The organism is Flavilitoribacter nigricans DSM 23189 = NBRC 102662 (assembly GCF_002646595.1).
Classification (GTDB): domain Bacteria; phylum Bacteroidota; class Bacteroidia; order Chitinophagales; family Saprospiraceae; genus Flavilitoribacter; species Flavilitoribacter nigricans.
Map to the genome: position 1 here is coordinate 1 of NZ_PDUD01000065.1, position 12,048 is coordinate 12,048.

The 12,048-nt window shown below is 53.0% G+C and carries 11 protein-coding genes; 4 read left to right on the forward strand and 7 right to left on the reverse strand.

Annotated features, from left to right (window positions below; genetic code table 11):
• Positions 1 to 695: hypothetical protein (locus CRP01_RS39070; protein ID WP_222845929.1), on the reverse strand; the 695-nt coding region annotated here is incomplete at its 3' end.
• 18 nt (positions 696 to 713) lie between these two features.
• On the opposite strand from CRP01_RS39070, the gene CRP01_RS42065 reads away from it, so the two are divergent.
• Complete coding sequence (locus CRP01_RS42065) at positions 714 to 917, forward strand: hypothetical protein (protein WP_143473736.1); 204 nt, start codon at positions 714 to 716, stop codon at positions 915 to 917.
• An 81-nt stretch (positions 918 to 998) separates the two neighbouring features.
• On the opposite strand, the gene CRP01_RS39075 is transcribed toward CRP01_RS42065, so the two are convergent.
• On the reverse strand, positions 999 to 3,425 hold the full coding sequence (locus tag CRP01_RS39075; protein WP_233752835.1) for a bifunctional YncE family protein/alkaline phosphatase family protein: 2,427 nt from the start codon (positions 3,423 to 3,425) through the stop codon (positions 999 to 1,001).
• A gap of 100 nt (positions 3,426 to 3,525) precedes the next feature.
• A complete protein-coding gene (locus CRP01_RS39080) occupies positions 3,526 to 3,762 on the reverse strand; it encodes a TIGR03643 family protein (protein ID WP_099155548.1) in 237 nt (78 codons plus the stop codon).
• Positions 3,763 to 4,021: 259 nt separating this feature from the next.
• On the opposite strand from CRP01_RS39080, the gene CRP01_RS39085 reads away from it, so the two are divergent.
• The 3 genes from CRP01_RS39085 to CRP01_RS39095 all read left to right on the forward strand — a co-directional run bounded on the left by CRP01_RS39085 (position 4,022) and on the right by CRP01_RS39095 (position 7,630).
• The gene (locus tag CRP01_RS39085; protein WP_099155549.1) at positions 4,022 to 5,197 is read left to right on the forward strand and encodes a lactonase family protein; all 1,176 of its coding nucleotides are present in this window, start codon (positions 4,022 to 4,024) and stop codon (positions 5,195 to 5,197) included.
• Between the two features lie 222 nt (positions 5,198 to 5,419).
• Positions 5,420 to 5,875 carry a hypothetical protein gene (locus CRP01_RS39090; RefSeq protein WP_143473737.1) on the forward strand — a complete coding sequence of 152 codons (456 nt, stop codon included), beginning with the start codon at positions 5,420 to 5,422 and terminating at the stop codon, positions 5,873 to 5,875.
• An 18-nt stretch (positions 5,876 to 5,893) separates the two neighbouring features.
• A complete protein-coding gene (locus CRP01_RS39095; protein WP_099155551.1) occupies positions 5,894 to 7,630 on the forward strand; it encodes an APC family permease in 1,737 nt (578 codons plus the stop codon).
• 55 nt (positions 7,631 to 7,685) lie between these two features.
• Here the strand turns inward: CRP01_RS39095 and CRP01_RS39100 are convergent, their stop codons facing one another.
• The 4 genes from CRP01_RS39100 to CRP01_RS39115 form a co-directional block, all read right to left on the reverse strand.
• Positions 7,686 to 8,381 (reverse strand): aspartate/glutamate racemase family protein, encoded by a 696-nt coding sequence (locus CRP01_RS39100; protein ID WP_099155552.1) that lies wholly within the window; start codon positions 8,379 to 8,381, stop codon positions 7,686 to 7,688.
• Positions 8,382 to 8,557: 176 nt separating this feature from the next.
• Positions 8,558 to 9,097, reverse strand: coding sequence for a hypothetical protein (locus CRP01_RS39105; RefSeq protein WP_099155553.1), 540 nt, complete (start codon positions 9,095 to 9,097; stop codon positions 8,558 to 8,560).
• Positions 9,098 to 9,212: 115 nt separating this feature from the next.
• On the reverse strand, positions 9,213 to 10,241 hold the full coding sequence (locus tag CRP01_RS39110) for a hypothetical protein (protein ID WP_099155554.1): 1,029 nt from the start codon (positions 10,239 to 10,241) through the stop codon (positions 9,213 to 9,215).
• Between the two features lie 41 nt (positions 10,242 to 10,282).
• The gene (locus CRP01_RS39115; RefSeq protein ID WP_099155555.1) at positions 10,283 to 11,827 is read right to left on the reverse strand and encodes a sulfatase-like hydrolase/transferase; all 1,545 of its coding nucleotides are present in this window, start codon (positions 11,825 to 11,827) and stop codon (positions 10,283 to 10,285) included.
• Positions 11,828 to 12,048 lie beyond the last annotated feature (221 nt).

Below are 12,048 nucleotides of genomic sequence, written 5' to 3' on the forward strand. Positions count from 1 at the left end.
ATGGCTTGATATAACTTAGTCTGGCCATGGGAAGGAGTACTTAATAATCGATTCGTTCGGCTACGATACACAAAATCCCACTGCTGTTGCAGGCCCAACCCCATCAGATCGTAGATATCCGCTTCGCGATCTCCTATCAAGGTATAACTGGCCGCATCAGCATAATTGGCAATAGCCTGGCGAGGCGCATCAAACCATTTATAGCGCTCCTTTTCCTCAAAGGGGGTCTTCCATTTATCGCGACGTCTCTGAGCCTGGTCGGCCTGTTCTTGCTGGGTGCGAGCAAATTCTGTCTTGTAGATCGAGATGCCGCCCAAGCCATAGCAGGCTCCATTTTCACCATCTAATACAATCGCCGGATGGACATCAAAACCACTTTTGGTACTATTTGGGCCTACAAATCCTAGCTCCTCACGTCGAGCATTGGGAGCAAATGAAATTGTGGAAGTATCGTTGATCACCAATACTGGGCGACCTTTTACATTAACTCCAAGCTGCTCGCAGCAATGATCTACCAGGCCCTTAGAGGTGATTTTAGGGTTATTTACAAATCGCCCCAATTGTACTTCTTCCCCTCGACCAGTGGCTAATTGGCGCAGTATTACCGAATAATGTATCAACATACTACTGAGTAAGGCTTCAAAGCCCTTCTCTAGACGTTTGTCTCCTAGTTTACTATCTAATCGCTTTCCCATTTGGGAAAGATAGCAATCTTGTCAAAGAACTATTGGCACATTTGTGTGCATACCGTAGGTTTCGAAAACTTAGAAAGTCTAACTCTCCTCTTCCGCTACCGGTATATACCGGCCAAAGTTCCCAAACAATTTACCTCCAAGGATATTATTCAGTTCCAACCCGGTACGGTCGCTTTTGACAGCAAGATCAAAGGCTTTTATATTCCGGTGGTGATCCGGTAATTGGCTACGGGACTTTCTTACAAGACTTTCTAAGTTTTTTCGAAACTTAGAAAGTCTAACTCTCCCTTACGCTACAGGAATTTATTCACCTTCCTCCTCCTCTTCTTCGCCAACGCGGATGAAAGCCCCGCGCTTCGGGGCCGGCATCACCGCATCCTCGCCGCGAACCGTTTTCCAGATGATCTCACTGAACAGCAGGTCCGGGGCCTGATCTTCTTTATCGAGATTGAGTTCCCAGGAACGTTGGGAGAGCCGGTTATCCGCGGTATTGAGGGTATTGAGATCGATCCGGTTGTCCAGATGATTATAAGGGGTCAGATCGGCGTTTTGCTGAAAACAGGCGTACAGCGGTGTAGCGGCCGCATCGTACTGGCTCATCGGCGGTAATCCCAGGATCAGTTCTATCGTGCGCAGCACCGAAGCGGTGGAATACATACTCGACACCACAGCATTTCGCCGGGTATACGGACTGGCCACCATGAGTACCGAACGGTGGGCGTCTACGTGATCCGGTCCGTTTTGCGCGTCATCTTCCACTATGAAGATGGCCGATTCTTGCCAGATCGGGCTATGGGAAATGTAATCGACCAGCAGGCCTACCGCCAGATCGTTGTCCGCTACCATCGCGGCCGGAGTGGGTAGTCCCCGGCGCGCCCCGGCCGTATGATCGTTCCCAAACCGGATCGTATTGAAGCGAGGTACGGCATCCGCCGCCAGCAGGGAGTCAAAATCAGCCCGCCAGCGGTTGAATCGCAGCGTATCCTTTATGGAAAGATTATACCCGGGAAAATCCTTCCCGGTATGTCCTTCCAGGGATTTCATGTAGGCTTCGTTGAGATTGGCGAACTCCCCGTAGGTGCGATAGCTGATATCGGCTCTTTTGCAATAGTCCCAGATGTAACCCGCCTTGGGATAACTGATCTCCCGCTGCCCTTCAAAATCGTAGGTACCGCCGCGACCTCCGTAGGAGGTAGGCCAGATCTTTTCGGTATAGTCCGTAGCGTAGGCGCCCATCGACCAGTTGTGCCCGTCGGCACTCACTTCCGCATCCACATAGAAGTTATCCAGCAAAACGAAGGAATTGGCCAGGGCGTGGTGATTGGGACTGACACTATCCGGAAACAGACACAGCGAGGGATCTCCGTTCCCCTCCGGAATGTCTCCAAAGATCTGATCGTAGGTCCGGTTTTCCTTGATCACATAAAATACGTACTTGATCGGGCTGGGCTCCCCTACCCTTCTCGGGATCGGGCCGTTCGGATCTCCTTCCGCCAGGGCTTCCTTCTCTTTGGTGTAAGGCGTATTTCCGTACACCAGATCGGTATAGTAGTTGAGTGAATCGGGGCCCGGCATGGCAAAGATGGATAAAGTACCAGGGAAGAGGCTGGCGATATATTCGGTTTCTTCCGTCCGGCTTTCGTAGGGGTTCGGACCTTTCGGATTGGGTTTGGAGGTGAATCCTTTACCGTTGGCCACCCAGATCCGGTCGGCAGCCGTGCGAACCACCGTCGGATACCAGCCCGTAGGAATAAATCCCATAGAACGGGAATTGCCGGGATCTTCTACCTCAAATACGGCCAGGCAATTGTTGTCCGCATTGGCCGCAAACAGGAACTCCCCGTCCTCGCTGATGGCCAGGCTATTGGTGGTGCTACCGGTGGGCGCATCGGGATAAAGTGCACAGTTGAGTTGTTCTATAACAGTGTTATTTTCCAGATCAATTACGGCAACCGCATTTTCATCCGCGCAGGCTACGAACAGGCGATCGCCCTCGGGATGCACCAGTAGTTCATTGGGATGATAGCCTACCGGAATGGTTTCCAACAGATCCAGTTGGTCGGTATCCATCACGGCTACCGCGCCGCCGTCCCAGAGGGAAATATAGAGTCGGTCCCCGTCCGGATCATACACACAGGTGTAGGCGGCGGCCGGCAGGTCTACGCGCCGGTCCAGTTCGCCCCGCTCCAGATCGAAGGTATAGAGGGCACTATCCCGCTTAGTGACCACGTACAGACGGTTCCGACTTTCGTCCAGGCTCATGCCCGCTACGGAAATGGTATCCCGGGGCCAGGGGTCACCCAAGAGCAGGGAGTCACTCAGCACCAGCCGGTCTTCCCGGATATCGATGATCCACACCTTGTTCTGTTCCCCGGCCGAAGCGTACAGCCGGTCTCCGCTGCTGTTCAGGGCCAGTCCCATCCAGCCGGCGGGGATCTCCAGCGTATCGAGCAGGGTTTCGTTTTCCAGATCGATCCACTGGAGGCTGTGGATGCTTTGTCCGTTGTTGGTGACCGCCATTCGACGGCTTTCCGCACTAACCACCATATTGAGTGGAAAATCCCCCAGGGGAAGGGAGCGGCCGACCGGGCTCAATGACCAGCCGTTGGGCAGATCCACGCGGCGTCCGTCCGTCATGGCGGCGGGACTCATGGCCCGGCTTAGGTCATCGCCGGTTTCCCGACAGGCGCAAAAAGATAAAAGCAGGAACAGATAAGGTAGGATTCGCACGGAATAAAATTGAAAGGGTGAAGAATGATATCACAAAATAGTCATTCCCTTTGACAGGGCGGTTAATTCAATATTATGCTTTTCTCCACCACACGCCATGCTATCTTTTACTGATCTTATTGTTGGAAATATGCTTTTGCCGGGTAGATTTGAACCGTTTGATCTCCGGATTCCTTTTCTTCAGATGTTTTTTACTCACTCCGCTGTGTACGCGTTTTCGCCACATTTTAAAGCTGCTTTCTTTCAGACTTTTGCGCATGAGTTGGACCACTTCCTTTTCCGGAAAGCCAAACTGGTACTCGATTGCGGCAAAGGGCGTCCGGTCTTCCCAGGCCATTTCTATGATGCGGTCCAGATCCCGGTCGGTTAAATTGTTTTATGGTGTTGAACTTGTGGAAAGCTAACGGATACGGGCCTACATTGTTCATTGTTTTTCAATGCCGGTGAGCTGCTCTTGCCGACCGCCTATCATATTACATCCGGTCTGTATATACTTTTGTGATCATTCTGTACACAATCGTGAAAATATCGTGATGCCCGCCGCGGATTTAACCCACAACTTTGCTTCAGAATTAACAACCAAAAAAACCTGAATCATGAATTCTGAAGTAAGATTATTCACGGCCATTTTTGTGGCTCTATTCGCGCTAAGCAGCTGTAACAAAGAAAACTTCACCGAAAGACTGGAAGTAGACAACACCCGGATCACCCAGGAAATAACCGACGAATCCGTCAATGCCTTCCGCTTTCCTGGTGACGGTACCGGCTCCGTTTACGTCATGGACAATGATCCCGGCAGCAATAATGTGCTGGTCTTTAACCGGCGACCGAACGGCACTCTGAACGGACCACTGAAAGTAGCCACCCACGGACAAGGTAGCGGCGGCGGCCTGGGCTCCCAGGGCTCCATCGTGAGCGACGGCGAATACGTCTACGCCTGTAATGCGGGCAGCAACACCATCAGCGTGCTGCGTATCGTGGGCAAAACGCTCAAATTTGTTGACAAAACGAGCTCCCACGGAACCATGCCGATCAGTATCGCCGTACACGATAACCTCATTTATGTACTCAATGCCGGCGGCACCGGCAACATCAGCGGTTTCAAACTCGGCCTGGGCGGACTGAACCACATCCCATTCTCCGACCAGGCGCTGAGCAGCAGCGCGGCCGGCCCGGCCCAGATCTCCTTTAATACAGCCGGAGATCAACTCGTGGTCACCGAAAAAGCGACCAATATGATCACGACTTATGCCGTAGATGGATCCGGAAAAGCCGGTGCGGGTACATCCTATCCGTCGGCGGGACTGACGCCATTTGGATTTGAGTTCAGTCCGGCCGGTGATCTCATTGTTTCCGAAGCTTTCGGCGGCAACGAAAATGCGAGTACGGTAAGTTCTTACAGCCTGGGCGCCGGCGGTACAGTGGACCTGATCGACGGTCCCGAGGCCACGAATCAAACGGCGGCCTGCTGGGTGGTGGTGACCAGTAACGGTGAATTTGCCTACGCCAGTAATACCGGCAGCAACAGTGTGACCGGTTATCGCATCGACGATGATGGCGACCTGCACCTCCTGAACGCCGACGGTGTCACGGGCGTAACCGGTGACGGACCCATCGATATGGATATGAGCCCCAATTCTACCTTCCTGTACGTGCTCAATGCACGGGACAACTCCATCAGCGTGCTTTCCCGCCGCTACAATGGCCAGTTATTCCCGGTACAGACCATCACGGATTTGCCCGATGCGGTAGTCGGCATGGCCGTAGAATAAGCCTTTGACCTGAGGAATGTGGGAAATCTGACTTCCACATTCCTTATTCTTTTCCCCACCCTTCCTTCCTTTCCCTGCTCTTCCCACCTAATTACTGACATTTATCACTTTTTTCGGCGACCCAGGTCACAAACACCCCCACTTTTTGTTATTAAATTAAGACTCCTTCGGAAACTCTTTTCCGAAGCCTGTTCATCGATTATCCAACCAAATTTACACACCATGAAAACTGAAAATGCTTCATTAGTAATGGGTTACTGGGAATACACTCCCGTAGAAGAACTACACCGCCGGAGCCAATTCTGGCTCTCCGAGACTGCTTTTTGGAAAGAAGAGCTTAAATTCATGCGTAAACTGGTGCGCAACCACCTGCTGTATTTTATGGATGAAGAGCGCCATCCCGAGACAACGCGGCTCACTCAGGGGCTACTCAGCCTGAAAAACGATCTCAGAACCATCGAAGATAACATCCGGGAACACGAATCTCATCTAAAAACGCTGCTGCTGGCCAGAACCGAAAGGAAAGAAAAAGCCTTTCGCCGGGAACACGGCAGCCTCGAACACCTGATCGGGCAGTTCACCGAAGATTACAAAACAACCAAAAAGAAACTCTTCCGGGAAGCCGATGCCGTGCTTAAGGAAGAAAAGGTGCAACGCCTGATCAGCCTGGCCGGATAGAGCTGAAAACCGAACGTTTTGAAGCCACAAACCAAACTTGATGAATTATCAGCAACGGCCATCTGCGGCAACGACATCAGTTCTTCCTGTTTGTACGTTTCCGCTTTGGCCATTATTTACGCCCAACAGTACGCCTGGTTAGCCCTGCTGATCGTAGCGGGGGTCCTGTTCCTGTTCCGAAAGATCTACGGAGAAGTGGTAGGAGCCCTGCCGCTAAACGGCGGTGCCTACAATGCCCTGCTGAATACAACCAGCAAAACCACCGCATCTCTGGCCGCTACGCTGACCCTCCTGTCCTACATGGCTACGGCCGTGATCTCGGCCAGTGAGGCCATGCACTATGTACACAGTATCTGGCATCTGCTGCCCGTGGTGGTAGCCACGATGATCCTGCTGGCCATATTTATGGGCCTCAGCATCATGGGGATCGGAGAATCGTCCAAGGTCGCGACCGGGATTTTTATCTTCCACCTCTTTTCCCTTGTTCTGCTTTCCTTATTCTGTGGGATCTTTTTGGTCCGGCACGGATTTGGCACGCTGATGGCCAATTATCAGCTTCCGGTAAAGGGTGGGATCCAGGAAGCGCTATTTTTCGGATTTGCTGCGGCCATGCTGGGCATATCCGGCTTCGAGAGTTCCGCCAACTTTGTGGAAGAACAGGCGGAAGGCGTCTTTCCGAAGACCCTCCGCAATATGTGGATCGTGGTCAGTATTTTCAATCCATTGATGGCCTTTCTGGCGCTGTCTATTATTCCCGTCAGTGCGGTGGCCGACAACCAGGAGGCCCTGCTCGCTTTTCTGGGTAATCAGGCCAGCGGTAGCTGGCTGGGCACACTGATCTCAGTGGATGCCGCACTGGTACTGAGCGGAGCCGTACTTACAGCCTACGTGGGCGTTAGCGGATTGCTGGAACGGATGACTCTCGATCGCATTCTGCCCAATTTCCTGCTGGAACGCAACCGGCGCGGAGCCCCCTACCGGATCGTGATCATGTTCTTCCTGCTTTGCGTATCTATCCTGCTGATCACCCGGGGAGAACTGGCGGCGCTGGCCGGCGTTTATACCATTTCCTTTCTGCTGGTAATGGTCCTGTTTGGGCTGGGAAATGTATTACTCAAGCTTAAACGCAAAAGACTTCCCCGCCCGGAACGCGCCTCGCCCCTGGCTATTTTCCTGGCGGTAGGGGCCGTCATCGTTGCAATTATTGGTAACGCGATCCTGAATCCACCTTATCTGGGGGTCTTCCTCGAATATTTCATACCGGCCTTTCTGCTGGTAGCCATCATGCTTAACCGTACCCGCCTGTTGCGGCTACTGCTCGAACTGATCAAGTATTTGTTCAAACCCGTGCAGCGTCTCGTAGATAGCTCCAACCAGCGGATCCTGCGTGTGATCGATGAAATTAATGCCCAGGAGTTTGTCTTTTTCACTATTCACGACGATGTAGCGGTGCTCAATCAGGTCATGTTGTACATCACCCGCAATGAACATACCCGGAAGCTGAAGATCGTTTCCGTCATGGAGAAAGGGGAAAGTACGCCCAAACGACTCCAGTCGGACATCGAAGTCCTCGACCGGGAGTATCCCGAAATTGATATTGAATTTATTGAGATCGAAGGCACCTTCGGCCCGAAACTGATCCGGGAACTTTCCAAAAAGTGGAATATTCCGATCAATTTTATGTTTATCGGCTCCCCGGGAGATGATTTCCCCTACCGGATCCACGAACTGGGCGGGGTCCGTCTGATCATCTAAAAGGAAAGACGGTATGGAAAGCGGGTACGAATCGGCCTTCCCAAACCATGTTAGTTTAATCCGTTTTCAGCGCTTCGTCCACCGCGCGGTCTGCGTGCAGGCGGGTGGTGTTAAAGGTCGGCAGGTCCACATCATCATCGGCGATGAGCAGGGGGATCTCCGTACAACCCAGGATAACGCCCTGCGCTCCCCGGTCACCCAGCCGTTGGATGACCCGCTGATAAGTTTGCCGGGAGCCTTCCAGGATCTTGCCCTGAACGAGTTCTTCGTAAATGATCCGGTGTACTTCGCGCCGGTCCTCATCGGTGGGGATCAGCACCTCAATTCCGTTCTCTTCCAGAATATTCCGAAAAAAATCCTTTTCCATCGTGAAACGGGTACCCAACAAGCCGACCGAATTCAGCCCCTGCCGGCGGATCTCCGCTGCGGTCACTTCGGCAATGTGCAGGATCGGAATAGAGAGATGTTCCCGCATGGCGGGCGCGCAAAGGTGCATGGTGTTGGCGCAGATGAGAATAAGTTCCGCGCCGGCCTTTTCGAGACGTTGGCCGATATCGACCAGCATATTGTCGAGCGCCGCCCAGTTGTCTTCCATTTGTAATTTTTCTACTTCGGCAAAGTCTACCGACCACAGTAAACACTTCGAGGAATGGAAGCCGCCCAGCAGGGCCTTGGTACGCTGGTTGATCAGTTCGTAATAGACAGCGGAGGATTCCCAGCTAATGCCACCGATCAGTCCGATTGTTTTCATGAATTCATTTTAAAGATGAGTAATGCGTTGGCGTCCGGAGTTCAGGGGCTATCGTTTATGGGGAGTCGATCCGGTTGCCGGAACACGTTTTTCCGGATACCGCTTTCGATCCCTGTTTCACCATAGCTCCCCGGGTTAAAACCAGACAACACGCACTACCTCATTTTCGTTCCGCTTTATCTTTTGGTCAGGTACCAGCCCAGCCAGCCGCCCACCAGTCCCCACTGGACAACTGCATCGATCAGGTAGGGAAAGGAATCACTTGCAAACCAGACACTATTCAGATAGGGAAAAGCCAGATAGCCGATAAAACCGACCGCCAGGGACGTCATAACGGCGAGGGAGAAAGTCAGATTTTCAAATTTCAGCAATATCCAGATCAACAGAAAAGCGGCGATCACATCGATGAAAAAACCACGGATCAGATTGAGTCCCATATTGTATTCCAGAGCATCGTGGTAGCTGACCATGGCCCAGGGTTTACCGACCGCCTCGGTCATGGCCGCCTCCATTTCTTCGGCCGTGGCTCCCGGCCGGATGGTTGGCAGATAATAGGAACCTTCTTCCAGATTTTGGGACAGGAACTGAATGATGGAATCCTGCTTGGGCGTATAGCTCATTTCGTTTCCGTGGATACCGATCAGTCCCCAGGACAGGAACTGCCAGAAGAAGAGGATCAGTGCGGCCACGAGCGTGCCGATGATTTGGTTTCTCATAATACTTGTGTTTTAGGTGTGAATTTCTTTCGGTAATTTAGGAAAAAGCCGGTAGAAGTTGAAATTCAGTCTGGGGTTTCCTAAAACACCCTATCACCGGAATATCGGGGTCCGCCTATTGCTTGTCCGACCACACATTACAGCGCACCACTCCGTCGTGGGCGTGGGCTTCGGTAGAGAATACTTCCAGGCGGGAAGTCGCCGGGTCCAGACGGGAGCCCGCCGCGTGTACGAAGCGCGCCTCTTCTTCACCGCCGCGATATTCCACGGCCCGCTTCCCCTGATGCCGGATGTTTTCCCAATCAGAAATGTCCAGTCGGAAAAAGTCCGCCCAGTGCCGGGTGCGATCTACGGAGTACAGGCCTACGCCGTATAGCGCTTCAGCCGAGTTGACATAGAGATTGAAATTTTGGTAAGAATTGCCGTCTTCGCCGGGTATCCAGCTCCCCAGACAGGCCGAAACCCGGGTTGCGGGATCCTGCAGGTCTTTACTGCTGGTCCGGTAAAAATCGAAACGCCGGGAATCCCAGTTGCCGACGGTGATCAGATAGGCATCTTCCAGTTCGGTAATGCCGACGGCCCCGGCACTCATGATCTTGCCGGCCTCCGCCTCCCGTACGATGTCCAGATGAGGCAAATGCTGCGGTGCCCGCGGATCGGATATATCCAGCAGTACCACGCGGGCGTAGGATTCCTTGCGGAGGTCCGTATTTTCAATACCCACTGCCAACACATTGCCGATGATCTGGAAGCCGCCCGGATGGTTGTATTTCAGGTCCGCGGCGCTGCCGCTGAGATTGAGATCCGTCGGTACGGTAAACTTGGTGTGGATGGTGCCCTCGGCATCCGTAAAGTACAGATAGCCGTATTCCTCGTCACTGCCGCTCACCGCCCAGCCGCCGTCGGCCAGGCGCTGCATGCCCTGCTGGTGGTAACTGCTTTTTCCATCCGGGATCGGCAACTGATTGCGGTTATGCAGACTAAACGTCCGGACCTCCACCGCCGGATCTTCCTCCAGGTATCCGGGCCAGTCGGACACCTGGCTTTGGGTCGGCGCCGCACAGTGAAGCGCGGTGAGAAGTCCGAGTATGGCTAATAAAATTCCGGTTTTACCGGTCATCCGCTTGTTGAGATCCCGTTTCATTTTGCTTTATTTTTTTGACTGATCGCATAGCCACGATCCTATCACTTCATTTTTTCCCGGCTGACGGTTTCGTACTGCCCGGCCAGTTCCTGTACTTTATCCGGCATCGTGGCCGCCATATTTTTCGTTTCACTGGGATCTTCCCGGATGTTGTATAACTCCCAGTCGCCGCCATTGACCCGAACGATCTTATAGGTTCCACTCCGGAACATCCGGAATTTTTCCATTCCGGAGATAAAATATTCCGGCTCGGTCCGCTCCTCCCCTTTGAATATCGGCAGCAGAGAGCGGCCGTGCAGGGGGATGGTCGCGTGTCCGTTTACAGTATCCGGATAGGACTCGCCGAGCACTTCCAGGAAGGTCGGTGCCATATCCACTACATGCCCCGGCTGGTGGGTAATACTGTTCGGCTCGATCACTCCCGGCCAGTAGGCAATAAAAGGGGTATGGCTACCGCCCTCGTGGCCGAACTGCTTGTACTGGCGGTAGGGCGTATTGCCCAGATTGGCCCAACTGGAGCGCAAACACCAGTACGAATCGGCTGGCCCCGGCCGTACATCGGGGATCTTATTCGAATAATAAGGACAGGAACCATTATCTACCAAAAACAGGACCAGGGTATTGTCCATTTTACCGGCGGCTTCCAGTTGATCCAGTACCCGGCCGATATTCTGATCCATGCGGTCAATCATAGCGGCGAAGACGGCCATTTCCAGGTCGAGGGAATCGTGTTGCTCGGCACTAAAGCTGTCCCAGGGGTGGTAGTCAGTATAATCCGGGATGAGCGGTCCCCGGAATTTATTGAGATTCCCTTCCGGGGCACTCAGGGTAGTATTCGGTGGGAGTACGCCCATTTCCTGCATGCGGGCGAAGCGTTCGTCCCGGAGTTGATCCCAGCCTTTGCGGTAAGTACCGCGATATTTGGCGATATCTTCGGGTCGGGCCTGCAGTGGGTAATGCGCCGCGTGGTAGGGCAAATAGAGGAAAAAGGGATCATCCGGTTTTTCTGCGAAGGCTTCTTCCAGCCAGTTGACAGCATAGTCCGTAATGAAGTCCGTTTTGTACATGGGTGCCTGTTCGTACGCGATCTCGTCCGCGCTGAGTTCCTGCCCCTCCAGATAAAAAGGACGCTCGTATTCTCCCGAGGGCGGGCGGAAGTACTCCGTGGTGGCCCAGAAATAAAAAGAGTGATCGAATACGTTTTCCGCTTTGCAATAGTCCGGCACCCAATTATCGAAATGTTCCTTGCCGCTCATGATATTGTGGTAGCCGGCCTGTTTGGTGAGTTGCGCCAGATGGACGGCCCCTACTCCACCCTTGTACAATCCGGTGAGCAGGGAGGAGCGGGTCGGATTGCATTTGGCCATATTGTAGAAAGTGGTGAATCGCATACCACCCTCGGCCAGCCGGTCGATATTTGGCGTATTGATCTCCCCGCCGTAACAACCGAAATCGGAAATACCGATATCATCGGCCATGATGAGCACGATATTCGGCGGGGAAGGCTGCGGGGCTGAACAGGATATCTGGCCGGTGAACAGGCCCAGGAAAAGTATACTTGCCAATAAGTTGGTAAATCGTGACATAGGCTTGTAAGTAGTTGGTTAATCCGGCAATAGGCCGGTATTGTCAAATCGCTTTTTCGAAAAATAGGCTTTCCAGCGGATGATGCCGGTAAATTCCCCTAAATTTATCCGCCCGATCAGTGAGTGATCCGGGAAATTCGTCTTTAGGAAAATACGACCTACAATCCTAAAGACCGTCCGACCGGGCAGCAGGCTTCCTTCCCATAGACCCACAGGAGGCA

What these genes read in the sequence shown, in the direction of transcription:
- CRP01_RS39105 (WP_099155553.1), bottom strand. Translation starts at nt 9,097, where the DNA reads ATGAGAAACCAAATCATCGGCACGCTCGTGGCCGCACTGATCCTCTTC.
- CRP01_RS39090 (WP_143473737.1), top strand. Translation starts at nt 5,420, where the DNA reads ATGAAAACTGAAAATGCTTCATTAGTAATGGGTTACTGGGAATACACT.
- CRP01_RS39110 (WP_099155554.1), bottom strand. Translation starts at nt 10,241, where the DNA reads ATGAAACGGGATCTCAACAAGCGGATGACCGGTAAAACCGGAATTTTA.
- CRP01_RS39100 (WP_099155552.1), bottom strand. Translation starts at nt 8,381, where the DNA reads ATGAAAACAATCGGACTGATCGGTGGCATTAGCTGGGAATCCTCCGCT.
- CRP01_RS39080 (WP_099155548.1), bottom strand. Translation starts at nt 3,762, where the DNA reads ATGGCCTGGGAAGACCGGACGCCCTTTGCCGCAATCGAGTACCAGTTT.
- CRP01_RS39115 (WP_099155555.1), bottom strand. Translation starts at nt 11,827, where the DNA reads ATGTCACGATTTACCAACTTATTGGCAAGTATACTTTTCCTGGGCCTG.
- CRP01_RS39085 (WP_099155549.1), top strand. Translation starts at nt 4,022, where the DNA reads ATGAATTCTGAAGTAAGATTATTCACGGCCATTTTTGTGGCTCTATTC.